Annotated in this window: 20 protein-coding genes and 1 riboswitch; of the genes, 2 read left to right on the top strand and 18 right to left on the bottom strand. The window is 74.3% G+C overall.

Annotated features, from left to right (window positions below; genetic code table 11):
- Positions 1–14 precede the first annotated feature (14 nt).
- On the bottom strand, positions 15–1370 hold the full coding sequence (locus ACFUEL_RS11435; RefSeq protein ID WP_380235876.1) for a helix-turn-helix domain-containing protein: 1356 nt from the start codon (positions 1368–1370) through the stop codon (positions 15–17).
- Positions 1371–1549: 179 nt separating this feature from the next.
- Here ACFUEL_RS11435 and ACFUEL_RS11440 point away from each other — a divergent pair, with 179 nt between their 5' ends.
- Positions 1550–2002 (top strand): DNA-binding protein, encoded by a 453-nt coding sequence (locus ACFUEL_RS11440; protein WP_380235877.1) that lies wholly within the window; start codon positions 1550–1552, stop codon positions 2000–2002.
- A gap of 284 nt (positions 2003–2286) precedes the next feature.
- On the opposite strand, the gene ACFUEL_RS11445 is transcribed toward ACFUEL_RS11440, so the two are convergent.
- From ACFUEL_RS11445 to ACFUEL_RS11475, 7 genes are all read right to left on the bottom strand, one after another.
- Entirely contained in the window at positions 2287–3654 is a 1368-nt protein-coding gene (locus ACFUEL_RS11445) for an NAD(P)/FAD-dependent oxidoreductase (RefSeq protein WP_380235878.1), read from the bottom strand.
- A 435-nt stretch (positions 3655–4089) separates the two neighbouring features.
- Positions 4090–5025, bottom strand: coding sequence for an exopolyphosphatase (locus tag ACFUEL_RS11450; protein WP_380235879.1), 936 nt, complete (start codon positions 5023–5025; stop codon positions 4090–4092).
- On the bottom strand, positions 5022–5720 hold the full coding sequence (locus tag ACFUEL_RS11455; RefSeq protein ID WP_380235880.1) for a DUF501 domain-containing protein: 699 nt from the start codon (positions 5718–5720) through the stop codon (positions 5022–5024). The genes ACFUEL_RS11450 and ACFUEL_RS11455 overlap by 4 nt, the downstream gene beginning before the upstream one ends.
- A 41-nt stretch (positions 5721–5761) precedes the next feature.
- Complete coding sequence (locus ACFUEL_RS11460) at positions 5762–6178, bottom strand: septum formation initiator family protein (protein ID WP_380235881.1); 417 nt, start codon at positions 6176–6178, stop codon at positions 5762–5764.
- A 127-nt stretch (positions 6179–6305) separates the two neighbouring features.
- The gene (gene eno, locus ACFUEL_RS11465; protein ID WP_380235882.1) at positions 6306–7595 is read right to left on the bottom strand and encodes a phosphopyruvate hydratase; all 1290 of its coding nucleotides are present in this window, start codon (positions 7593–7595) and stop codon (positions 6306–6308) included.
- Positions 7596–7885: 290 nt separating this feature from the next.
- The gene (locus ACFUEL_RS11470; protein ID WP_380235883.1) at positions 7886–8581 is read right to left on the bottom strand and encodes a transglycosylase family protein; all 696 of its coding nucleotides are present in this window, start codon (positions 8579–8581) and stop codon (positions 7886–7888) included.
- Positions 8582–8584: 3 nt separating this feature from the next.
- A riboswitch (cyclic di-AMP (ydaO/yuaA leader) is annotated at positions 8585–8763 on the bottom strand.
- Between the two features lie 252 nt (positions 8764–9015).
- Positions 9016–10260 carry a cytochrome P450 gene (locus ACFUEL_RS11475; RefSeq protein ID WP_380235884.1) on the bottom strand — a complete coding sequence of 415 codons (1245 nt, stop codon included), beginning with the start codon at positions 10258–10260 and terminating at the stop codon, positions 9016–9018.
- Positions 10261–10416: 156 nt separating this feature from the next.
- Between ACFUEL_RS11475 and ACFUEL_RS11480 the strand changes: the two genes are divergently transcribed.
- A complete protein-coding gene (locus tag ACFUEL_RS11480) occupies positions 10417–10836 on the top strand; it encodes an SDR family NAD(P)-dependent oxidoreductase (protein ID WP_380235885.1) in 420 nt (139 codons plus the stop codon).
- Between the two features lie 64 nt (positions 10837–10900).
- Here the strand turns inward: ACFUEL_RS11480 and ACFUEL_RS11485 are convergent, their stop codons facing one another.
- The 10 genes from ACFUEL_RS11485 to ACFUEL_RS11530 all read right to left on the bottom strand — a co-directional run bounded on the left by ACFUEL_RS11485 (position 10901) and on the right by ACFUEL_RS11530 (position 24381).
- A complete protein-coding gene (locus ACFUEL_RS11485) occupies positions 10901–11893 on the bottom strand; it encodes a MazG family protein (protein WP_380235886.1) in 993 nt (330 codons plus the stop codon).
- A gap of 78 nt (positions 11894–11971) precedes the next feature.
- Entirely contained in the window at positions 11972–12463 is a 492-nt protein-coding gene (locus tag ACFUEL_RS11490; RefSeq protein ID WP_380235887.1) for a hypothetical protein, read from the bottom strand.
- A 133-nt stretch (positions 12464–12596) separates the two neighbouring features.
- A complete protein-coding gene (locus tag ACFUEL_RS11495) occupies positions 12597–13220 on the bottom strand; it encodes a SurA N-terminal domain-containing protein (RefSeq protein WP_380235889.1) in 624 nt (207 codons plus the stop codon).
- Positions 13221–13367: 147 nt separating this feature from the next.
- Complete coding sequence (gene mfd / locus ACFUEL_RS11500; RefSeq protein WP_380235890.1) at positions 13368–16976, bottom strand: transcription-repair coupling factor; 3609 nt, start codon at positions 16974–16976, stop codon at positions 13368–13370.
- A 437-nt stretch (positions 16977–17413) separates the two neighbouring features.
- Positions 17414–18121 carry an ABC transporter ATP-binding protein gene (locus ACFUEL_RS11505; RefSeq protein WP_380235891.1) on the bottom strand — a complete coding sequence of 236 codons (708 nt, stop codon included), beginning with the start codon at positions 18119–18121 and terminating at the stop codon, positions 17414–17416.
- 5 nt (positions 18122–18126) lie between these two features.
- Positions 18127–20898, bottom strand: coding sequence for an FtsX-like permease family protein (locus ACFUEL_RS11510; protein WP_380235892.1), 2772 nt, complete (start codon positions 20896–20898; stop codon positions 18127–18129).
- A 39-nt stretch (positions 20899–20937) separates the two neighbouring features.
- The gene (locus tag ACFUEL_RS11515) at positions 20938–21381 is read right to left on the bottom strand and encodes a S26 family signal peptidase (protein WP_380235893.1); all 444 of its coding nucleotides are present in this window, start codon (positions 21379–21381) and stop codon (positions 20938–20940) included.
- Positions 21382–21403: 22 nt separating this feature from the next.
- Positions 21404–23266: an ABC transporter ATP-binding protein gene (locus ACFUEL_RS11520; protein WP_380235894.1), complete on the bottom strand. Its 1863-nt coding sequence runs from the start codon at positions 23264–23266 to the stop codon at positions 21404–21406.
- Positions 23263–23796: a TlpA disulfide reductase family protein gene (locus ACFUEL_RS11525; RefSeq protein WP_380235895.1), complete on the bottom strand. Its 534-nt coding sequence runs from the start codon at positions 23794–23796 to the stop codon at positions 23263–23265. The genes ACFUEL_RS11520 and ACFUEL_RS11525 overlap by 4 nt, the downstream gene beginning before the upstream one ends.
- Positions 23797–23832: 36 nt before the next feature.
- Positions 23833–24381: a MauE/DoxX family redox-associated membrane protein gene (locus ACFUEL_RS11530; RefSeq protein ID WP_380235896.1), complete on the bottom strand. Its 549-nt coding sequence runs from the start codon at positions 24379–24381 to the stop codon at positions 23833–23835.
- Positions 24382–24406 lie beyond the last annotated feature (25 nt).

A 24406-nucleotide genomic window follows, 5' to 3' on the forward strand; every position in this document is an offset into this window, starting at 1 on the left:
GCCACCCGCCGCGACTACCTGCCGGCCCGCCGGGGCGAAGCCTCCCGGACCGCGCCGGGCAGCGGCCGCAGGCCGACGCCGTTCAGCGCCTGCTGGTAGGCGCGCATCGCCTCGTCCGGCCGGTCGAGCCGCTGCCAGAGGTCGCCGACCCGCCGCCAGACCCCCGCCGAACCGCGGTCGGCCTCCAGCTCCCCGAGCCCGTGCTCGGCGGCGCGCAGCTCGGCCTCGCCGCCGCGCGGGTCCCCGCCGAGGAAGCGGGCCTCGGCCAACAGCACCCGGGCCTTGGCGGCCTCGAGCCACGGCTCGACCCGCACCAGTTCGAGCGCCCGGCCGGCGTGCTCCACCGCGGCGTCGAACTCACCGGACCGGATGGCCAGTTGGGCCAGGCCGGTCTCGCCGAAGACCCGCTCGGCACCGGTACCGGCCTCCAGCAGTCCGTGCTGGGACTCGTTCAGCAGGGTACGGGCCCGCGCCAGGTCGGGCGGCTCCGTCTCGAGGACGATCCTGCCGTACACGCCCTTGAGCAGGGCGAGGTGCCGGACGTTGTCGGTCTCGGCCATCAGCATCAGCGCCCGCTCGGCGAGGCCGAGCGCCTCGTCCAGCCGTCCGCGCGACTTGGCGATCAGTGCGGCGTTCCAGTAGACCGCGCCGCGGGCGACCCGCGAGCCGGTCCGTTCGGCGGCCTCCAGCAGCCGGGTGGCGATCAGGTGGGCCCGGCTCAGGTCGCCGCGCTCCCGGTAGCAGCCGATCAGGGTGGAGCCGAGCTGGATGTGGTCGTCGGTGACGTCCAGCCCGAGCTCGTCGAGTTCGCGCATCGCCCGCTCGCCCGTCTCGACGCTCATGAGGTGGTCGCCGGAGTCCCGGTAGCAGCGGCACAGCGCCACCGCGACCTGCGCCCACTGGGCCGAGCCGGCCACCGTGGCCGGGTCCTCCAGGAGTTCGGTCAGCGGCGGGATGGCGTCCTCCCGCCGGCCCAGCTTCTCGAACGCCAGCGCCTGGCCGAGCCGGGCCCGGCGGACCGTCGCGCCGTCGAGCAGCTGCGCCGAGGCGAGCACCTCGCCGAAGGACCGCAGCGCCTCCTCGTCGGCGCCGTTGCGCAGCGCCATGTCGCCGAAGGCCGCCTTGAGTTCGAGCTCCCGGACGGTGGCGTCGTCGCGCCCGGTGCGCAGGTGCTCCACCGAGCAGCCGACCCGCTCGGCGAGGCTCTTCAGCACGGCCTCGGACGGGACCCGCTTGCCGGTCTCGATCAGGGACACGTAGCTGACCGAGACGTCCTCGGAGGCGAGGTCCTGCTGGCTGAGCCCGCGCCCGAGCCGCAGCTCGCGCAGGCGCTGACCGATCCCGTCCGCCCCACCCTGTGGCCGGTCCACGTCGTCCACCTCCGAGGCGCCGTTCGACACCCATTTCTACAGGACCGTTCCACGGCCGCCAAGAAGCCGCCGACGTCCCGCCCGCTCCACCGGCCCCGGCCCCGACCCCGGCCACCTTTTGAACAACTCGTTCACAACGAATCCTTGACCACTTGGCGTTCAGGGAGCATCCTGGGGCCATGACCGACACCCCTCCCCCGCCGCCCCCGGACGCCGACCCGTTCGCCCCGCCCGATCCCGCCGCCGCCCGCGCCCGGCGGGTGTACGCCTCGCTGTTCCGGATCGCCGAGCGGCACGCCGCCACCGACGGGCAGCGCCGACGGCAGACCAACCCGGCGATGCCCGCCCCGCACGAGGCGGTGCGGCTGGTGGCGTTCCTGCTCAGCGGGGCGGCCCTGGCCGAGGACGGCGAGCCGGAGGTCGACCGGGACGACGTGCTGGCCGCGCTGACCCTGCTGCCGCTGGTGCGGGCCGAACTCGACGAACTGGAGGCCGGGTTGCTCACCATGGCCCGCGGCCGCGGGATGACCTGGCAGGACATCGCCTTCGGGCTCGGGCTGGGGACGCCGCAGGCGGCCCGCCAGCGGCACGAGCGGCTCACCGACCGGACGGCACCCGCCGACCCCTCCTGACGCTCCCGGCCCCTCCTCCAGGTCCCGGGCCCCTCCCGCCGACTCCGACCCCTCCCGCCGGCCCCGGAACGCCCGAAAGCCCCGGAACGCCCGAAGGCCCCCACCCGGTGGAGGGTGGGGGCCTTCGTCAACTGCCTGCTGTACTCCGCCCGGTGGCGGGGCCGGCTGAGCACCACGGAGGTCGTGGTCCGGCGGCGCTGCCGGGCGGAGGGCCTCCGACTCGTACCCGACCTGTGTCGGGTCTGGTCGCTTGCTCGCTCGCGACGTACTCGCTCGCGCGCGACTTACTTGCTCGCGGCGAGTTCCTTCTCCGGCGCGGCTGCGGCGGCGGGCTTCGGCGCGGGGGCGGTCGCCTCCTGGAAGGCGTCGAAGGGCTTCTCCATCTCGGAGAGGCCGACCGTCTCGCGCTTGAGGAACATCGCCAGGGTCCAGTCGGTGAAGACCCGGATCTTGCGGTTCATGGTCGGGACCATCGCGCCGTGGTAGCCGCGGTGGAACCACCAGGCCAGGCGGCCCTTCAGCTTGACCTTGCCGAAGAGGATCGCCACGCCCTTGTGCAGGCCGAGGCCGGCCACCGCGCCGAGGTTCTTGTGCTTGTACTCGGCCTGCGGGAAGCCGCGCATGCCCGCGATGACGTTGTCACCGAGGACGGCGGCCTGCCGGACGGCGTGCTGCGCGTTCGGCGGGCACCAGGCGCCCTCACCGGCGGCCAGGTCGGGGACCTGGGCGTTGTCGCCGGCCGCCCACACGTAGTCGAAGCCCTGCACCTGGAGGGTCGCCGCGGTGTCCACGTGGCCGCGCGGGCCGAGCGGGAGGCCGAAGCGGTTGACCACCGGGTTGGGCTTGACGCCCGCGGTCCACACGATGGTGGAGGCGTCGAACTCCATGCCGTTCTTCAGCACCACGTGCTGGTCGACGCAGGAGTCCATCGAGGTCTCGATGTAGACCTCGATGTCGCGCTCCTCCAGGCGGCCCTTGGTCCACAGACCGAGGTCCGGGCCCATCTCGGGGAGGATGCGGTTGGCCGCCTCCACCACCACGAAGCGCATGTCGTCGCGGCTGACGGTCTTGTAGATCTTGGCGGCGTCGCGCGCCATGTCCTCGATCTCGGCGACGGTCTCGATGCCGGCGAAGCCACCGCCGATGACCACGAAGGTCAGGGCCTTGCGCCGGACGTCCTCGTCCGTGGTGGACTCGGCCTTGTCGAGCTGCGCCATGACGTGGTTGCGGAGGCTGATCGCCTCCTCGACCGTCTTCATGCCGATGCCGTGCTCCGCCAGACCCGGGATCGGGAAGGTGCGGGACACCGAGCCGGTCGCCACGACCAGGTACTCGAAGGGCAGTTCGTAGGAGTCGCCCGCCGCGGGCTGGATGGTGGCGACCTTGCGGGCGTGGTCCACCTCGGTCACGTGACCGGTGAGCACCTCCGCCTTCTTGAGGGCGCTGCGCAGCGGCGCGACGAGGTTGCGAGGCGCGACGTTGCCGCCGGCCGCCTCGGGAAGGAAGGGCAGGTACGTCATGTACGACCGCGGGTCGACGACCGTGACGGTCGCTTCGCCGTAGCGCATCTTCTTGAGGATGCGCATCGCGGCATACAGGCCGACGTAACCACCGCCGACAATGAGGATGCGAGGACGCTCCGTGGTGCTCATATCCGAAAGTATCCACCCCCGCCTGATGGGCCGTTCGTGAGGCCCGTCACAAGCTCCTGGACACCGGGTGCTACACTGCGCGCCCGCACTTTCGGCCCGGTCGGCCCTCCTCACCCCCGCCGGCCGTCCGCGGTGAGCGTTCCGGCCCGCGGTGCCGCGCTGAGCAGCAACGATCCCGGTACCGCCCGGGTTCCCGAGCGGGGTTTCGATTTCTCCGGGATGAACCACAGGTTGCCTGCGATCCCACGAGCGACCCGCCGACAGTGCCTTCGGTCCCACATTTCGGTCGCCGGGGTGGCTCGTAGTGGGTCGAAAGGCTGGATTGCCATGTGAAGAAATTCACGAAGGTTCTCGCCGCGACACGCCGGGAGGCCCCCGGAGGGGCCCGCGGGGGTCTCCCGCGCACCCTCCGGGGGCCTCCCGGCAGTCGGTGGATCAGGCGATCGACCAGGCGATCCCGTCCAGGATGTCGTGCTCGGAGACCAGCAGTTCGGCGGCCCCGGTGCGCTCCATGACCTCCAGCAGCACCAGCGCGCCGGCGGCGATCACGTCCACCCGGCCGGGGTGCATGACCGGGACGGCGGCCCGCTCGGCGTGCGAGGAGTGCAGCAGCCACTGGGCGGTCTCCCGCACCCGCTCGACGCCGACCACCGCGTGGTGGATCCGCTCGGAGTCGTAGCCGGGCAGTTCCAGGGCGATCCCGGCGACGGTGGTGACCGTCCCGGCCAGGCCGATCAGGGTGGCGCCGGAGTCCAGCGGCACCGCCCCGGCGACGGTGTCCAGCGCGGCCCGGATGTCGGCCCGCGCGGCCTCGATCTGCGCCTCGGTGGGCTGCCCCCCCGCGAAGTGACGCTCCGTCATCCGCACGCAGCCGATGTCCATCGAGTACGCGGCCCGCACGTCCCGCTCGCCGAGCACGAACTCGGTGGAGCCGCCGCCCAGGTCGAACACCAGGTACGGCGGCCGGTGCGGGCCGCCGAGCAGTTCGCGGGTGGCGCCGGTGAAGGACAGCCGGGCCTCCTCGTCGCCGCTGACCACGCTCGGCGTGACGCCCAGGATCTCCTTGACCCCGGCGGCGAACTCGGCGGCGTTCTCGGCGTCCCGGGAGGCCGAGGTGGCGACCATCCGGATCCGCTCCGGGGCGACCCCGTGCGCGGCGATCACCTCCGCGTACTCGCGGCAGGCCGCGAAGGTGCGGGCCAGCGCCTCGGGGTGCAGCCGCCCGGTGCGGTCCACGTCCTGGCCGAGCCGGACGATCAGCATCCGCCGGTCGAGGTCGGTGATGTCCCCGGTGGCCGGGTCGAGGTCGGCGATCAGCAGGCGGATCGAGTTGGTGCCGCAGTCGATCGCGGCGACCCGGGTGGCGGTCACTGCCCGTCCTCCTGCCCGGCGGCGTCGGCTTCGGCGTCGGCTTCGGCGGATTCGGCGTCGGCGGCGGCCTTGCGGGCGGCCCGCTCGGCGCTCAGCGCCTCCTTGGCGGCGATCACCGCGTCGTGGTCCTTGGCCTTGGCCCGGTTGCGGGCGACCCGCTCGCCGGCCGCCTCGACCTCGGCGTCACTGACGCACGGACCCTTGGCCCACCACTGCTCCAGCATCCCGATCGCCTCGTCGCCGAGCGGGTTGACGCCCTCCCCGGCGGCCAGCGAGTGCCCGACCAGCACGTGCAGGCACTTGACCCGGTCGGGCATGCCGCCGGCGCTGGGGAAGCCCTCCAGCACCTCGACGGCGTCCCGGCGGGCGATGTAGTCCTCGTGCGCCTTCTGGTAGGCGGCGGCGAGCTCCGGGTCCTCGGCGAGCCGGGCGGTCTGCTCCTTCATCACGCCGTCCGCCTCCAGGGTGCCGATCAGCGAGGCGGCCCGGGGGCAGGTCAGGTAGTAGAACGTCGGGAACGGTGTGCCGTCGGGCAGCCGGGGCGCGGTCTCCACCACGTCCGGGTTGCCGCAGGGGCAGCGGTGGGCGACACCGCGCAGCCCGCGCGGCACCCGGCCGAGCTGGGCGGCGATGGCGGCGACGTCGCGCTCGGCGACCTCGGGGGCGTCGGACGCGGGAGGGTTCTGGTTGCTCATCGGGAGTCTGTTCGTCAGAGGGGGCGGGGGTCGTTGGGGCGTCAGGGCACCGGTTGCGGCGCGGGCGCCGCGGCGTCGGCGGCGTCCACCGAGTCCCAGAGGGTGGCGTACCAGGGCTTGAGCGCCTTCGGGCGGCCGGTCGCGCCGTCGGCCGAGGGGGTCTTCGCACCGGGCGGGGGCGGCGGGGCGACCGAGACGAACGGGGTCTCGCCGGGCAGCGCGTAGTGCAGCCGCTCACGGGCCTGGGCCTTGACGTACTCCGGGTCCTGCCAGCGGGCCCTCTCCCGGCGCAGTTCGTCGACCTGCCGGCGGGCGTGCTCGGCCTTGGCCCGCTGGTCGGCGATCTCGCCGCGCTGGGCGATGTACTGGCGGGCCGGGTAGGCGAGTATCGCCACCAGCGAGCACAGCACGAGCACCAGCACGGTGGCCCGGCTGGTGAAGCGCGGTCGCGCCGCCAAACCGGGAATCCTCCACTTGGCCATCTGCTCGCCCCTCCTGCGCATGCCGGTGCCCCGGCCCCACCCTACGCGGTGGGAGCCGGGGCACCGGTCACATCGAGCTCAGTACATTCAGCCCTTGCTGTGCTTACTTGTCCGCGGAGCGGAACCGCGGGAACGCGGAACGGCCCGCGTACTCGGCGGCGTCGTCGAGGATCTCCTCGATGCGCAGCAGCTGGTTGTACTTGGCGACGCGCTCGGAGCGGGCCGGGGCGCCGGTCTTGATCTGGCCGCAGTTGGTGGCGACGGCGAGGTCGGCGATGGTGACGTCCTCGGTCTCGCCGGAGCGGTGCGACATCATGCAGCGGTAGCCGTTGCGCTGGGCCAGCTCGACGGCGTCCAGGGTCTCGGTGAGCGAGCCGATCTGGTTGACCTTGACCAGCAGGGCGTTGGCGGTGCCGGTCTCGATGCCCTTGCGCAGGCGCTCCGGGTTGGTGACGAACAGGTCGTCGCCGACCAGCTGGACCTTGTCGCCGAGCGCGTCGGTGATGGTCTTCCAGCCGTCCCAGTCCGACTCGTCCAGCGGGTCCTCGATGGAGACCAGCGGGTAGTCGGCGACCAGCTCGGCGTAGTACGCGGTCAGGTCGGCGGAGGAGAGCGCCTTGCCCTCGAACTGGTAGGCGCCGTCCTTGTAGAACTCGGAGGCGGCGACGTCCAGGGCGAGCGCGACGTCCTTGCCCGGGGTGTAGCCGGCCTTCTTGATGGCCTCGGTGATGAGGTCCAGGGCCTCGCGGTTGGAGTCCAGGTTCGGGGCGAAGCCGCCCTCGTCGCCCAGGCCGGTGGAGAGCCCGCGCTCCTTCAGCACGCCCTTGAGGGTGTGGTAGACCTCGACGCCCCAGCGGACGGCCTCGGAGAAGGACTCCGCGCCGATCGGGGCGATCATGAACTCCTGGATGTCGACGTTGGAGTCCGCGTGCGAGCCGCCGTTGAGGATGTTCATCATCGGGACGGGCAGCACGTGGGCGTTCGGGCCGCCCAGGTAGCGGAACAGCGGCAGGTCGCTGGCCTCGGAGGCGGCGTGCGCCACGGCGAGGGAGACGCCCAGGATGGCGTTGGCGCCGAGCGAGGACTTGTCCGGGGTGGCGTCCAGGTCGAGCATGGCCTGGTCGATGAGGCGCTGCTCGGTGGCGTCGTAGCCGACCAGCTCGGGGCCGATCTGCTCGATCACGGCGAGGACGGCCTTCTCGACGCCCTTGCCGAAGTAGCGGCTCTTGTCGCCGTCACGGAGCTCCAGGGCCTCGAAGGCACCGGTGGAGGCGCCCGACGGGACGGCCGCGCGACCGGTGCTGCCGTCGTCGAGACCGACCTCGACCTCGACCGTGGGGTTGCCGCGGGAGTCGAGGATCTCACGGGCTACGACGACATCAATGGACGGCACGAGGCATCTCCTAGCGGAAGCGGATGTGTGGTCGTTACGACCAGAGCCTAGCCGCACAGCGCCCTGCGGCCACGCCCGGCCGGGTCCCGTCTCACGGTGTGGCCCGGCTACTCACCGGTAGTTCACCTGTTTGACGGCCGCTCCGCCGCCCCCGGCGGCGCGAACTGCTGGGCGCACGCCGGGAGCGGACGGACGGTCAGGGGACGCGGCCCTCGTCAGGGCTGCGGCGGGGCCTCGTCAGGCCGCCGGGCCGGCGCGTCCCACATGCCGGGACCGGTGCGGGGCCGGTGTCAGAGGGAGAGCACCTGGCCGGGCAGGATCAGGTCGGGGTCGGCGCCGATCAGCTCGTGGTTGGCCCGGTAGATCCGCTCCCAGCCGCCGGACACGTTCTGCGCGGCGGCGATGCCGGAGAGCGTGTCGCCGTCCTGGACGGTGTAGCCGCCGGCGGGCGCGGTCTGCGGGGCGCCGTCCTGCGGGGCGGCCTGGGGCTGGGCGGGGGCAGCGGGCCCGGCCGGCTTCTTCGACGGCGGGCTCTTCGGCTGCTGGGGCGCGGTCGGGCGCTCCTGGGAGCGCGAGGCGGTGTCCTCGGAGGTGTCGGCGGGCGCGCCGCCCTTGGCGAGTCCGGCCCGCTTGGAGCAGACCGGCCAGGCGCCGGGGCCCTGGGAGGCGAGCACCCGCTCGGCCACCGCGATCTGCTGGGCGCGGCTGGCCTGGTCGGCGCGGGCCGCGTACTGGCCGCCGCCGAAGGCGCGCCAGGTGGAGGAGGTGAACTGCAGGCCGCCGTAGAAACCGTTTCCGGTGTTGATGCTCCAGTTGCCGCCGCTCTCGCACTGGGCCACGCGGTCCCAGGTGTCGACGGGTGCGGCTGCCGCTCCGGTGGCGGCCAACAGTGGCAGGGCCAGGCCGACCGAGGCCACGCCGGCGGCGGCGATGACCTTCTCGGCCTTGGTACTACGGCGGTGGCGAGGGGTGTTGGCGAACAGCACGGGACATCCTCTCCGCACGCCTGCGAGGTGAGCTGTCGGGTTCGGACCGGGAGGTTGGCCCGGCCGCCGTTCGCTCCGGACGCGGTCGCGTCGGCTGCTCGGCGGCTTCACCCCAAGCCGTTGGGACTACGGCGTTCACACTGGTTCCCCCGCTCCTGTCCGGTACCTGGTAGGTGGCCCGAGGGCGCGGCGGACAGGACTCGGCGTGCCGCGATCGGGGCCCGCAGCTGCGGGCATGTCGGAGAGTAGGCAAAGCTGACGAGCAATCACAAGCTCATATCACCATGATCACGCCGAAATTACGGATCTTCGATACACGTACACGAACGATCCAGGTATGTCCGGATTCGTTCCGAACCGGAGTGCGACGCGCGCCCCCGCCCCGGCGCGTCGTCGGCCCTGCGCGGCGGCGTGTCGCGGGGGCTGAAACGGCGTCAGCGGGGCGTGAAGGAGACCGGGAGGTCGCGCAGACCGCGCATGATCAGCCCGCCCCGCCAGCGCAGTTCCGCCGGGTCCGCCGCGAGCCGAACGTCCGGAAGCCTGGTCAGTAGGCTGCCGATCGCGCACTGCCCCTCAAGCCGGGCCAGCGGGGCGCCGATGCAGTAGTGGATGCCGTGACCGAAACCCAGGTGCGGGTTGTCCGAGCGGGCCAGGTCGAGGGTGTTCTCGGCGGAGAACCGGGCCGGGTCGCGGTCCGCCGCGGCCAGCACCACCAGCACCGGGTCGCCGACCGGGATCGCCGCCCCGCCGATGGTCAGCGGCGCGGTGGCGAACCGCCAGGTGGCCAGCTCCACCGGGCCGTCGTAGCGCAGGAGTTCCTCGACGCCGGTCTCCAGCAGGCCCGACTCGCCGCGGCCCAGCGACTCCTGGAGCAGGGTGCGCTGGTCCGGGGTGCGCAGCAGCGCGTACATGCCGTTGCCGATGAGGTTGATGGTGGTCTCGAACCCGGCGAAGAGCAAGATGAAGGCCATCGCCGCGGCCTCGTTCTCGGTGAGGTGCTCGCCGTGGTCGCTGGCCCGGATCAGGCCGGAGATCAGGTCGTCGCCCGGGTCGGCGCGCTTGCGGTGGATCAGGTCGGCCAGGTACCCGCGGATCTGCTTGACGGCCCGGCCGACCCCTCCCCTCTTACCGCCGACGTGGCGGATCATCATGCCCGCCCAGTCGCGCAGGTCGTCCTGGTCCTCGGCCGGGACGCCGAGCAGGTCGCAGATCGCGTAGATGGGGAGCGGGAAGGCGAACTCGTGGATCAGGTCGGCCTCGCCGCGGCCGGCGAAGGAGTCGATCAGCCGGTCGGTGATCTCCCGCACCCGCGGTTCGAACTCGGCCACCCGGCGCGGGGTGAACGCCTTGGAGACCAGCCGGCGCAGCCGGGTGTGGTCGGGCGGGTCGATGTTCAGCAGGTGGGTCATCAGGTCGGCCTGCCGCTCGCCGGGGATGCCGACCCGGCCGCTGCGGTGGGCCTGCTCGCTGTGGTGCGCCGGGTTCTTGGACAGCCGGGCGTCGGCGAGCGCCTGCCGGGCGTCCGCGTAGCGGGTGACCAGCCAGGCGTCGACCCCGCTCGGCAGGGTGGTGCGGTGCACCGGCGCGTGCTCCCGCAGCCAGGCGTACGCCGGGTAGGGGTCGGCGGCGAACTCCCAGGTGAACAGTGGCGGCTGGGGTGCGTGGGGCTGGTCTGGCATGTCTTGACCGTATCGGGAAGCGCCGGCGCGTGAGTCTGGTCACCTGGTGGGTAATCCCTGTTGCGGAGCGTCGGGGCGAGCCTACGATCCTCCGATAACCACCGTGGGCGGCGTGCGGGCCGGCCACGGGTGCGCGCTCTGAAAGGGGAGCAGGCCATGCGAGTAGCCGGTGCAGTGGTGGTCATCGCGGTGCTCGACGGGGGTTCGGGGGCCGACCTGGCCCGCCGGTTCTCCGCCGCCGGCGCCGCCGGCCTGCTCGTCGCCGACCTGCGCCCCGGCATCGCCGAGGACCTGGCCGCCGAACTCGACCGCCCCGGCTGCCCGGTGGTCGGCGTCTCCGGAGACGTCCACCACCCGGCGGACATCGCCGCGCTGGTCGCCACCGCCGTCAAGCACCTCGGCCCGATCGACCTGTTCGCGGTCGCGGGCCCGGACGGCGAGCGGATCGTCCAGCTCGCCGACCTGCCCGGCCACCTCGACCCGCTGGCCGAGGTCCTCGCCCTGGTCGGCGAGGCGATCGGCGAGGTCGTCCCGGCCCAGCGCCGCCCGGTCGCCGACGTCCCGCTGGCCGGCTAGGCCCCTCGACCGGTCAGGCCCGTCGGCCGGTCGGGCCCGTCGACCGGCTGGGCCCGTCGACCGGTCAGGGCTCCAGGCCCTCCGCGGCCCGGACCGCCGCGCGGTAGCGGCGGGCCGCCGCGCGCAGCGCCGCGTCCACGTCCACGCCCCGGTCGTACGCCCGCTGCGCGACGGCCAGCAGCAGGTCGCCCGCGGACTCGGCGGTCAGCTCGGCGGGCAGCTCGTACGGCGCGTCCGGCACGCCGGTGAAGTGCGCCCGGCGCACCCGGGAGACCAGTTTGGCCGCGTACGCCAGCGCGGGCAGCCCGGCGGGCACGCCGTCGAGCACCGACTCGCGCTGCTTCTCCGCCGCCTTCAGCTGCTCCCAGTTGGCCTCGGTCTCCGCGGAGCCGGTCACGCTCACGTCGCCGAACACGTGCGGGTGGCGGTACATCAGCTTCTCGACGATGTCGCCCGCGACGTCGTCGATCGAGAACGGGTCGCCGGCGTCCTCCTCGGCGATCCGCGCGTGGAAGAACACCTGCAGCAGCACGTCGCCGAGCTCCTCGCGCAGGGTCTCCCGGTCGCCCTCCTCGATCGCCTCGACCAGCTCGAACGCCTCCTCGACCAGGTACTTCACCAGGCTCTGGTGGGTCTGCTCGGCGTCCCACGGGCAGCCGCCGGGCGAGCGCAGCCGGTCCATCACGGTGACCAGGTCGAGCAGCCGGGCGCCCGGCAGGTCGTACGAGCCCGGCAGCACCTCGATCTCCGGGTGCTCGCCGGCCTCCTCCACCGCGATCCGGGCCAGCGCGTCGGTCAGGCCCGGGTCGCCGTCCGGGCTCTCCAGCCAGACGGCGGGCGCCCGCGCGAGCAGCAGCCGGGCCAGCGCGGGGGCGGACGGCCGCTCCACCACCTCCGGCTCGACGCCCGCCGCGCGCAGGGCGGCCAGCTGCGGGTGGTCCGCGACGCCGGCCAGCACCTCGGGCGCGGACCGGAGCGCCTCCCAGGCGGGCCAGGACAGCAGGCCGGGGGCGACGCGGTGGGTGGTGGTCAGCAGGATCAGCTTCGGGGTGTCCACGGGACCGAACCTATCGCGGGGCCCGGAGCGGCCGGTCGCGCCGGTCGGACCGCGGGCCGGTCAGCGGCGGCGGGCCGGTCAGCGGCGGCGGGCCCTGGACGCCAGGACCATCAGACCGGCCAGGGCGCAGCCGAGGGCGGCCAGGCCGACCAGTGGGAGAGCTCCGGCGCTCCCGGTGTCGGGGAGGCGGCCGCTCACGCCGGGGCCGCTCACGCCGGGGCCGGGCACGGGCTGCGGGGTGCCGCTCGGGCGCTGCGAGGGGCTCGCGGACGGCGGGGGGACGGTGCTGGAGTCGGGCGTGGCGGTGTCGTCCGGCCCGGTGCCGCCGGGCGCGTCCGGGTCGCTCTCCACGTACCCGGTGCGGTCGTTGTCGCTGCCCCCGGTGTCGTTGCAGGGCGAGCCGTCGCTGCCGTCGCAGGTCAGCACCGATTTGGCGGCCACCGCCGGGTTGCCGTGCGCCGGCAGGGCCGGCGCGGGGGCCGCGGCCAGGGGGACGAGCAGCCCGGCGACGGGCAGGGCCGCGCACAGTACGCGCAGCGTCCTCGGCCGGGGGGAACGGCGCTGAACCACGGGTGACCTCGCAACCGGTGCGGCGGGCTGGGCAGAGGTGCCCAGCCTCACCGGCCGGTGCGGGATCGCTCCGCGGACACGGCGGAGGCGCGGGGGCGCTCACCCGTCCGGTCCAGGAGCGCCCCGGGCGGCGTCAGAGGTCGCGGAGGGTCTGCGGGAGCCAGTTCTCGGTGCTGCCCTCCAGGCCGATCTTGGCGGTGTTCCAGGTGCCGTAGCGGGGGTTGACCTCGATGTGCAGGGCGGTGCCCGCGGCGACCAGGGCCTTGCGGATGGCGGCGTCGCCGTCGGCGCTGTTCGGGTCCTGGCCGCCGGCCAGCTTCACCAGGCCGATCTGCTGGCGGTAGAAGCCGTCGACGCCGTCGGCCGGGACGCCCTGCTTGGCGCGCAGCAGTTCGGCGAGCTTGGCCTCGCTGCCCACGGTCCGCGCGTCGGCGGCCCTGGCCTGGTCGATCTCGCCCTGGCTGACGTCGAGTCGGCGGTCCGCCAGGGCGCGGGCGACGACCTTGCCGAGGATCAGGTCGGAGACGGCGTGCCGGGCCAGGCCGGGCTGCTCGTCGCCGGCGGCGCCCGCCCGGTCGGTGCCCTCGCGGACGGCGGCGACCCGGGCCTGGACCTGGGCGACGCTGATCCGGTCGCCGCCGACCACCGCGGCCGCACCCTGGTGGGCCGGTGCGGCGCCGCAGGCGGAGAGGGCGGCGGCGGCGACCGCGGCGCCGAGCACGGCGAGCGGTCGGCGGGCGGAGCTGGTGCGGATCACTGGGGCCTCCTGGGCGGTGGAGCGCGGTCCGGTGGTGCTCTGCGCACGTCTGCGTACGTGGCTGGGACGAACCCTATTGACCACCGCCCGCCAGGACCAGACCCCCGCCGCCGTCCGGCGCGGCGGGGGTCCGGCGGTGCCGCTCCGCTACCGCTTGAGGTCCTCGAACATGGTGCCGAGGAACTCGGCGCACCAGGACAGCAGCTCCCGGCCGACCAGCGGCTTGCCGCCGATCCGGCCGCCGCTGCCGGGCCGCGGCACCAGCAGCTGCTGGGCGGCGGACTTGACCTGGGTGCGCGGGTAGAGCCGGTTCAGCCGCAGCTGCTGCGACTCGCGCAGCTCGACCGGGCCGAACCGGACGAAGGTGCCCTGCAGGGTGATGTCGCCGATGCCGCAGCGCCGGGCGAACAGCCGCAGCCCCGCCACCAGCAGCAGGTTCTCCACCGGCTCGGGCAGCTTGCCGTACCGGTCGGTGAGCTCCTCGCGGACCTGCGCGATGTCGGCCTCCGAGTTGACCGCCGCGATCGAGCGGTACGCCTGCAGCCGCAGCCGCTCCCCCGGCGCGTAGTCGTGCGGGACGTGCGCGTCGACCGGCAGCTCGATCCTCACCTCCAGCGGCTCCTCCTCCGGCTCCCCGCCGCCGCCCTCCAGCGACTCGCGGAACTCGGCGACCGCCTCGCCGACCATCCGCATGTAGAGGTCGAAGCCGACGCCGGCGATGTGCCCGGACTGCTCGCCGCCGAGCAGGTTGCCGGCGCCGCGGATCTCCAGGTCCTTCATCGCGACGTACATGCCCGCGCCCATCTCGGTGTGCTGGGCGATGGTGGCGAGGCGCTCGTGCGCGGTCTCGGTGAGCGGCTTCTCCGGCGGGTACAGCATGTACGCGTAGCCGCGCTCGCGGCCGCGGCCGACCCGGCCGCGCAGCTGGTGCAGCTGGGAGAGGCCGAAGGTGTCGCCGCGCTCGACGATCAGGGTGTTGGCGTTGGAGATGTCGATGCCGGACTCGACGATGGTGGTGGAGACCAGGACGTCGAACTCCTTCTCCCAGAAGTCGACGACGACCTTCTCCAGCTGGGTCTCCCCCATCTGCCCGTGCGCGGTCGCCACCCGGGCCTCCGGCACCAGGTCCTTCAGCCGGGCGGCCGCCTTGTCGATCGACTCGACCCGGTTGTGGATGTAGAACACCTGGCCCTCGCGCAGGAGTTCGCGGCGGACCGCGGCGGCGATCTGCTTCTCGTCGTACGGGCCGACGAAGGTCAGCACCGGGTGCCGCTCCTCCGGCGGGGTGGTGATGGTGGACATCTCGCGGATGCCGGTGACCGCCATCTCCAGGGTGCGCGGGATCGGGGTCGCGGACATCGTCAGCACGTCGACGTTGGCCCGCAGCTTCTTCAGCTGCTCCTTGTGCTCGACGCCGAAGCGCTGCTCCTCGTCGACGATGACCAGGCCCAGGTCCTTGAACCTGGTCTCCGAGGAGAACAGCCGGTGGGTGCCGATGACCACGTCCACCGAGCCCTCGAACAGGCCCTCCAGGACGGCCTTCGCCTCGGTGTCGGTCTGGAACCGGGACAGCGCCCTCACCGTGACCGGGAAGTTGGCGTACCGCTCGGCGAAGGTCGAGAAGTGCTGCTGCACCAGCAGCGTGGTGGGCACCAGCACCGCCACCTGCTTGCCGTCCTGGACGGCCTTGAAGGCGGCGCGCACGGCGATCTCGGTCTTGCCGTAGCCGACGTCGCCGCAGATCAGCCGGTCCATCGGGACGGACTTCTCCATGTCGGCCTTGACCTCGCCGATGGTGGTCAGCTGGTCGGGCGTCTCCGCGTACGGGAAGGCGTCCTCCAGTTCGCGCTGCCACGGGGTGTCCGGGCCGAAGGCGTGGCCGGGGGCCGCCATCCGGGCCGAGTACAGCTTGATCAGGTCGGCGGCGATCTCCTTGACCGCCTTCTTGGCCCGCTGCTTGGTCTTCGCCCAGTCCGCGCCGCCGAGCCGGTGCAGGGTCGGCGCCTCGCCGCCCACGTACTTGGTGACCTGGTCGAGCTGGTCGGTCGGCACGAACAGCCGGTCGCCGGGGTGGCCGCGCTTGGCGGGCGCGTACTCCAGCACCAGGTACTCGCGGGTGGCGCCCTGCACGGTGCGCTGCACCATCTCCACGTACCGGCCGACGCCGTGCTGCTCGTGCACCACGTAGTCGCCGGCCGCCAGCGCCAGCGGGTCGATCGCGTTGCGGCGGCGGGACGGCATCCGGCGCATGTCCTTGGTGGAGGACCGCTGGCCGGACAGGTCGGTCTCGGTGACGACGGTGAGCTTCAGCTCCTCGTCGACGAAGCCGTGCTCGATCGAACCGCAGGAGACGTACACCACGTCCCGGGTCGGGGCCTCGGCGAGGTCGGCGACCAGCCGGGCCGCGATGCCCTCGTTGCCGAGCACCTCGGCCAGCCGGGACGCCGGGCCGTGGCCCTCGGTGACCATCACCACCCGCCAGTCGGCGGCCAGCCGCTCCCGGGCGTCGGCGATCGCCCGCGCGGTGTCGCCGCGGTACGCCTCGACGGCGTGCATGCCGAGGGTGAGCGTGTCGGCGTCGCGTTCGAGGATGCCGTCGACCGTGGAGTCGCTGGTGGCGAACGGGCTCACCGACCACCACGGCAGGCCGATGCCCGCCGCGTGCTCGCGGACGTCCGCCAGCGACCACAGCGAGGCGGCCGAGACGTCGATCGCCTCCAGGTCGATCGGGCGGTCGGCGCCCGCCGCGGCGGCCACCCAGGACGCGGCCAGGAACTCCTGGCTGGTGGCGACCAGGTCGGCGGCCCGGGTGCGGACCCGCTCCGGGTCGCAGACCACGGCGATCGAACCGGCCGGGAGGACGTCCAGCAGCAGCTCCATGTCGTCCACCAGCACCGGGGCCAGCGACTCCATGCCCTCGACCGCGATGCCCTGCGCGATCTTGTCCAGGATCTCGCCCAACTCGGGGTGCTCGGCGGCCAGTTCGGCGGCCTTCGCGCGCACCTCGGCGGTCAGCAGCAGCTCCCGGCAGGGCGGCGCCCACAGCCCGTGCTCGGCGATCTCCAGCGAGCGCTGGTCGGCGACCTTGAAGTAGCGGATCTCCTCGACCTCGTCGCCCCAGAACTCCACCCGCAGCGGGTGCTCCTCGGTCGGCGGGAAGACGTCCAGGATGCCGCCGCGCACCGCGAACTCGCCGCGCTTCTCGACCAGTTCGACCCGGGCGTAGGCGGCGGCCGCCAGCTTGCGGGCGATCTCGCCCAGGTCGTGCTGCTCGCCGCGGCGCAGCGCCACCGGCTCCAGCTCGGCCAGGCCCTTCACCTGCGGCTGCAGCACGCTGCGCACCGGCGCGACCACCACCTGCACCGGGCCGGCGGCCGGGTCGTCGGCGCGCGGGTGGACGATCCGGCGCAGCACGGCCAGCCGGCGGCCGACCGTGTCCGAGCGCGGGGAGAGCCGCTCGTGCGGCAGCGTCTCCCAGGCCGGGAACTCGGCGACCGCGTCGGCGGGCAGCAGCGAGCGCAGCGAGGCCGCGAGGTCCTCGGCCTCCCGGCCGGTGGCGGTCACGGCCAGCACCGGCCGGCCCGCCTCGCCGCCGCGGGCGGCCAGCGAGCGGGCCAGCGCGGCGATCGCGAACGGGCGGGCGGCGGGCGGTCCGACCAGGTCGAGGTGCTGCCTGTGCCCCGTGGCCGCCGCCTCGATCGCCTCGGCGAGGGCGGCGTCCCGTACGACGACATCGAGCAGTCCGGACAGGCTCATACGTCAGTTTCTCCACGACGGGGAGTGGCCCGGCGCAGGAGGCGGCCGGGCAGCGCGACAGGCCCGGAACGCGGTGCGCCCGGGGGGTGTCCAGCCTACGCCGCACCGCGCCCGTGCACGCGGTGCGGCACCCCCCGCCGGCGTCGGCACGGGCTCGTCCAGAGATCACGCGGCCGACACGTTGCTGTCACTGTGCGGCCATGGTCGCCGCGCACCATTGGTGTCAGCGCAGGCCGCATCCAACCGTGGGGGATGGCTGCGGAAGCGCGGTCGCACCTCGATGGGGGTCGGGAGTGCGAAGGCCGGGCGGCCCTGGGTGGGGGCGCCCGTGCCACTCACGCCGGGACTCGCGGCGTCCGCTCCCGGGCGGGCGCCGCGGCTCTCGGCGTCCTGGCGTTCCGGTGTCCTGGCGTTCCGGTGTCCTGGTGTTCCGGTGGTCAGAGCAGCTTGCCGTCGCGCAGCCGGACCTGCTGCTCGCAGCCGTCGGCCAGGTCCTGGTCGTGGGTGGCGATGACCATGGTGGTGCCGTGGGTCTCGCGCAGGTCCTTCAGCAGCTGGACCACCTCCTCGCCGGTGCGGCTGTCCAGGTTGCCGGTGGGCTCGTCGGCGAGCAGCAGGGCCGGCGAGTTGATCAGGGCCCGGGCGATCGCCACCCGCTGCTGCTGCCCGCCGGAGAGCTTGGACGGCAGGGCGTCCTCCCGCCCGGCGAGGCCGACGGCGGCGAGCAGCTCGCGGGCCCGGGCGCGCTTGTCGAAGCCGGTGCGGACGGGCAGCACGGGGGCGATCACGTTGTCCAGCACGGTGAGCGCGGGCAGCAGGTGGAAGCGCTGGAAGACGATGCCGATGCCGCGCCGGTAGTCGGCCAGGGCGCGCCGGCCGAGTGCGGCGATGTCCGTCCCGGCGACCTCGATGCTGCCGCTGTCGGGGCGCTCGATGGCGCCGATCAGGTGCAGCAGCGTCGACTTGCCGGAGCCGGACGGGCCGGTCAGCGCGACCAGCCGGCCCGGGGCGATCCGCACGCTGACCCCGTCGACGGCGACCAGCTGCTGGTCGCCGCCCGTCCGGAACGCCTTGCGCACGTCGGTGACGACCACTTCGGCGCCCCGGGCCGGCCGGGTGTCGGTGGTCTCGGTGGTCTCGGTCATGCGGGTCAGTCCTCCGTGAGAAGTCGGCCGAGCGGGATGCGCCGCAGCAGCGCGGCCGGGACGAGCGCGGCCAGCACGGTGACCAGCACCGCCCCGACGGCGACGGCCCCGGCGGTGGCCAGCAGCACGGCGGGCAGCCGCCCCGCCAGCGCGGCGGTGGCGGCGGTGCCGACGGCGGCGCCGCCGAGCGCCCCGGCCAGGCCCAGCAGGGTGCCCTCGGCGAGGACGAGCCGGCCCAGTTCGCCGTCCCGCCAGCCGGACGCGGCCAGCGCGGCGAACTCCCCGGCGCGCTCCCGGATGCCCAGGTAGAGCACGTCGGCGACGGCGAGCGCGCCGAGCACCAGCACGGTGCCGACCGCGGCGTAGTCGATGCCGCGGATCCGGAACGACACGGCCTGCCCGAGCAGCGAGCCGACCAGCGAGTTGCGGAACGTCCAGGTGACGCCGAGCAGGACGGTCAGCGCGGAGCTGCCGATGGCGACGCTCAGCACGCCCAGCAGGCTGCGTCCCGGGGTGCGCCGCAGGTTGCCGGCGGCGAGGCCGAGCAGGCCGCGGCCGCGGCGGGCCCGGCGCGGGTCGGAGACGGCGGGGCGGACGGCCTCGGCGGGGACGGCCCGGGCGGCCCGCAGCACCGGGACGGCCCCGGCCAGCAGGGCCAGCAGGACGGCGCCGGGGACGGCGAGCGCGGCGCGCGGCAGGGTGGCGTGCAGGCCGAACAGCCGGGCCGTCGGCCAGGCCAGTGCGGCGCCCGCCAGCCCGGCGGTCAGCCCGAGCAGGGCGACCTCGCCGAGCAGCGTCGCCCCGATCCGGCCCGCCGTCCAGCCCAGGCAGGACAGCACGCCCAGTTCGGTGCGCCGGGAGCGGACGGCCGCCGCCACCGAGTTGGCGACGAACAGCGCGCAGACGGCGAGGATCAGCACGAACAGGGTGAGGCTCTTGCGGTCCAGCGCGTCCAGCACGGTGAAGGCGACGCCGAGCTTGACCCAGTTCTGGGTGAGCGCCAGCGCGGGCCGCCCGTACCCGCCGGGCGGCAGCGCGATGTCCACCGGCCGGGGCGAGGAGCCGTAGGTGACGTCCACCAGCAGCCCGGTGGACTGCTGGATCTGCTCGGCGACCAGCCGCACCCGCTCCCGGCTGACCGGGTCGGTGCCGGTGACGCCGTCGACCTTGACCCGGACCGAGCTGATCGGGTCGCGGAAGTGCATCTGCCCCTCGTACGCGCCGCCGGTGATCGCGGGCAGTGCGTCCAGGGTGGTGAGCAGCTGCGGCGGCTGGGTGAGCAGGCCGGCCATGTTCCCGTCGGGCCGCAGCGGCTTCCCGCCGAGGGCCTGCCGGGCGGCGTCGTCGGCGCCGGTGGTGCCGGGGGCGTCGAAGACGCCGAGCGGGACGGCGGTCAGCGGGTTGGTGGGGGCCAGCTTCCCGGGGTCGTAGACGCCGACGACGTCCGGGGCCGGCATGTCCTGGCCCTGCGCCGGGTGGGGGCGCACCGGGCGCAGCGCGGTGTCGGCGTTGCTCGGCGGCACCTGGTACCAGGGGACGTTCGAGTTCCGCATCGCCCAGGTGTCGTCGGGGTTGTGCACCTCGGCGGGCGCCAGGGCCCCGCCGGGGCCGGTGCTCCACTCGATCTGGCCGGAGCTGAACGTCACCAGGGGGGCGTTGTCGCGGAACGAGCCGGCCTTCTTGTCGAGGGCCTCGCGCAGCGCCTGGTCGTACGCCTCCCCGGCGGTGATCCGCCGTTCGGCGACCCGGGGCCCGGTCAGCCCGGCCATGGCGTCCTCGCCGAGCTGGGCGGGGTTGCGGCCGCCGGCGCCGTCCAGCCGCTCGACGGTGATGTCGAGGGTGCTGTCCAGGTCGCTGCGGGCCGCCGCCAGCACCGGGAACGTCGTGCTGGTGAGGGTCTTGGCGACGGTGGTGCCGTCGGGGGAGGTCTCGGCGGCCCGCACCTCGCGGGTGCCGGCGGGCTGGTGGTCGGCGAGGTAGCGGCCGGACGTCACGGTGCCGTCCAGGCCGTCCAGCGCGGCCTCCGAGGCCGGGTCGACCGCGCCGATCAGCAGCGGGGTCGGGATGCTCGCCAGGTAGCCGGCCCGGCCGGTCCCCTCGGTGCGGCTGATGTCCACCCCGTTCGCCGTCCAGGTCCAGGCCCCCGCGGAGGAGCACTCCACCGTCGGGGCCGGGGCGAACGGCTTGCTGCCGGCCCCGGCCTTCCGCTCGGGGCACGCCTCGACCCGCGTCCCGTCGGGCAGTTCCTCCAGCGTCCCGCCGCCCTGGCCGCCGCCCGTCCGCGTGACCATGTCGTTGCGGGTGACGTACTGGTAGGTGGTGGCGGCCGGGAAGGCGCTCAGCCCCCCGTCGGTGCGGGTGGTGGCGGTGACCTTGAACAGCGCGCCGTCCTGCCCCGCCGGGATCTGCGGCACCAGGTCGACCTGGGTGCTGACCAGCGGCGTCGTGTACCCGACCAGGGCCAGCGGCGCGGCGACCAGCACCCCGGGGACCTGCTGGATCCGGTGCCACTGGTCCAGGGTGATCCCGCCGTAGATCCCGGACATGAACCCGGCCTGGACCAGCCCCCGCTGCTGCTCGGTGGCGCTGCGCCCGTCCACCGGACGGACCAGGATGTCGTACGCGGAACGGGAGTTGGCCTCGACCGTCCCCTTGACCTGCAGCTCCTGCGTCCGGGCCGCGCCGGTGAGCACCGTGAACGCCGAGGTCGCCACCGCGATCCCGGACATCAGGGCGACCGCCCGGCCCAGCCGGTGCCGCAGTTGCGAGCGCACCATCAGTAACACGTCGACCGCCTCATTCCGCTCACCGTTCCGTCAGCCCCGCGGCCCAGTGCCGCCGAGGACCGTGCCGACCACGCCGGACGCCGCCACCGGGCCCCAGGACCGGGAGTCGTGGCTGGCCCCCGGGTTGTCGCCCAGCAGCACCACCTGCCCCCGGGGCACCTCCGACCCGGCGGGGAGGCCGGCGGCGGCGCAGACCTCGGGCGGCATCGGCTGGCCGGCGACCGCGGCGACCCGCTTCACCACCAGGCTCCGCCTGCCGCCCCGCAGGTGGGCGGGGACGGCGGCGACCACGATCCGCCCGGGACGTGCCGCCAGCCGCCCCGCGCGCAGGTAGAGCACCCGCTGGCCGTCGCGCAGGGTGGGTTCCATGCTCGCCCCGCTGACCCGGAGCCGGACCAGCGTCCGGCGCAGCAGGAGCAGCGGCAGCAGCACGGCCACCGCCCCGGCGGACAGCATCCAGTGGCCGCCGGTCACGGCTCTCCCCCCTCGCCCGGGATCACCGCGCCGCGCCGATCGGCTGCTGGTCCCCGGCCGGGTCACGATAGCCGTCGGCCTGGGTCTCGAACAGCCGGGCGTAGTCGCCGCCGAGCTCCACCAGCCGCCGGTGGTCGCCGAGTTCGGTGATCCTGCCGTCCCGGAGCACGGCGATCCGGTCGGCGTCGCGGACGGCGCTCAGCCGGTGCGAGATCACCACGGCGGTGGTGCCGGCGCGCAGTTCGCGCAGTTGGTCGTGGATCTCCTTCTCGGCGTCGGCGTCCAGTCCCGCGCTGGGCTCGTCCAGGATCAGCAGGTCGGAGTCCCGCCGCATGAAGGCGCGGGCCACCGCGACGCGCTGCCACTCGCCGCCGGACAGCGAGGTGCCCGAGGTGCTGCCGTCCGGCCCGGGTTCCGCGGCGAACATCCGGCTGAGCAGGGTGCGGTAGCCGCCCGGGAGCCGGGTGAGCCGGTCGTGGATGCCGGCCGCCCGGGCGGCGTCGGCGACCGCCTCGGCGTCGTCCAGGCGGTCGAGCCGGCCCAGGCCGACGTTCTCGCCGGCCGTCAGGTCGTAGTGGCAGTAGTCCTGGAAGACCACGCCGATCCGTTCGCGCAGCTGCTCGGGGGTGAACTCGCGGATGTCGGTGCCGTCCCAGCGGATCGTGCCGCGGGTCGGGTCGTAGAGCCGGCAGAGCAGTTTGACCAGGGTGCTCTTGCCGGCGCCGTTCAGGCCGACCAGGGCGAGCGTCCCGCCGACCGGGATGGTCAGGTCGACGCCGCGCAGCACCCACTGCGCGTCGTCGTGGTAGCGGAACCAGACGTCCTCGACGGTGATCGCCGAGGCCGGGGAGGCCGGGCGGACCGGCGCCCCGGGCAGGACCAGGTCCGGCGGGGCGGTGCGCACCGCGCGGTAGGACCCGAAGGTGATCAGCGCCTGGTAGGCGGTGCTGCCGCTGCCCGCGATCTGGGCGACCGCGCTCTGCACCCCGGCGGCGGCGGCCAGGAAGACCGACACGTCGCCGAGCGACAGCGCCCCGCGCCCGGCCTCCCGCACCGCCCAGAACAGGCCCGCCCCGTACACCGCCGCGACCAGCGCCGACGGGGGCAGCAGCCACCGCAGGTTGCGGCGCGCGGTGCCGCGCTCGGCCTCGCTCGCCGCGACCAGGTCCCGGCGGGCCCGGTCGCGGAAGAAGTCCTGCAGGCCGAACAGCCGGATCTCCTTCACCGCGTCCGCGTTCGAGAGCAGGCTCCCGTAGAACATCTGCCGCCGGACGACCGGTGTGATGCCCTGCAGCAGGGCGGCCTGGCGGCGGCCGGCGGTGAGCTGGGTGCGCAGCACCGGGAGGCCGGCGGCGACGATCACCGTCCCGAGCACCGGGTTGAGCACGAACACGGTGGCCAGGAAGCCCACCAGGGTGACCGCGGACTGGAGCACGGAGACCGCGGCCCCGATCAGCTGGGAGGGCGCGGCCTGTCCGACCTGCTGGGCCATCCGCAGCTCGTCCTGGAACCCCGGGTCCTCGAAGTACCGCAGGCCGGGCAGCCGGTTGACGCCCGCGAACAGCTCGTCCTGGACGCGCACCCGCACCTGCCGGGCGTGCTGCGCCTGGAGGTATCCGGTGATCGCGGGCAGCACGGCCGCGGCCAGCGCGGCGGCGGCCAGCAGGACGACGGTCCGCCGGGTGCCGCCGTCCGAGGGGTTCCGGACGAGCGTGTCGAACAGGTCGCGCACCAGCAGCGCGGTGGCGGCCGGCAGCAGGCCGGCCAGCACGCTCCCGGCCAGGTGGCCGAGCAGCACCGCCCGCCCGGAGCGCCAGGCCAGGCCCGCGGCGTCGGCGGCGGAGCGCAGGATCCGGCGGTCGGGGCGCTGCCAGGGGCCGGTCACGGCGTCCGCGCGGGGATCGTGGGCAGGCTGCCGGCGGACGGCCCCCGGTCGGTGATCCGGCCCTCGGCGTCCACGGTGAGGAAGCTCGGCCACACGGTGATGCCGAGCGCCTCGGCCACGCCGGTGCCGGCCGGTTCCACGACCACTCGGGCCACCGGGTCGAGCAGCCGCAGCAGCTGCCGCTCCAGCGGGCCGCCGCCCTGGACGACGGCGAGCGCGGCCGCGCGGCCGCCCGGCCGCTCGCGGGCCGCCTCGGCGAACTCCGGCGCCTGGTCCAGGCAGGGCCGGCAGGTGGAGGAGAAGAAGCCGATCACCAGTTCGCCGCTCAGGTCGTCCCGGGTGACCGGCCCGTCGGAGAGGGTCCGGGCGGTGAACCCGGGCAGCGGGGAGCCGTCCGGCAGCCGGTTGGACCGGGGTGCTCCGCCCGGCGCCCCGGTTCCGGAAACGGCGGTCCTGCGGGCCAGGGCGAGCGTGAGGAGCAGATTGAAGATGGACAGACAAGCCACCAGGCAGACGGCGACTGCAAGCACTTTCACGGCCTCCGATCGGGCGGGCTGGAATGCATTTCAATGACGCCCGGAATGTTCGACAGAGGGCTTGGCGAAAACATCTGCAACGATTTCCGAGAAGATCAGGAGAATACTGGAGGGAACTGCCACCAGGAGGCCGACCGCCATTCCCCCGTAATCCGGTACGACCGTCGGCCGGGAAGTCGTGAAGGCGGCCCAGGAGCCGACGGCGCAGAACGCCAGGAGAACGCAGTTGCGCACCACCTGGGCGGGGCCGACCGGAGCCGTCGAGACCCCGAAGCAGGAGCAGGGGGCGGCGATCCCGCGCCGCAGCACCGAGACCAGGGCCGCGGTGAACACCGCCAGCATCGCCGAGGCCAGGACGAACGCCCAGGCCGCCGGCGCGGGCACCCAGACCGCCACCGCCACCGCGGCCTCCGCCACCGGCACCGCGACCGACAGCGGCCCGGCCAGCCGTCCGGGCACCACCCGCATCGCCCGCAGCGCCGCCGCGAACCGCGCGGGCGACCTGCCCTTCCCGAGCGCGGAGGCCGCGAACACGATCGTGACCACGGCCCGGCAGGCCGGCAGGAGCTGGTCGTTCATGGTCCTCCTCCACGGTGCGCCGCTC

Origin of the sequence: Kitasatospora sp. NPDC057198 (assembly GCF_042670125.1) — a bacterium.
Classification (GTDB): Bacteria; Actinomycetota; Actinomycetes; order Streptomycetales; family Streptomycetaceae; genus Kitasatospora.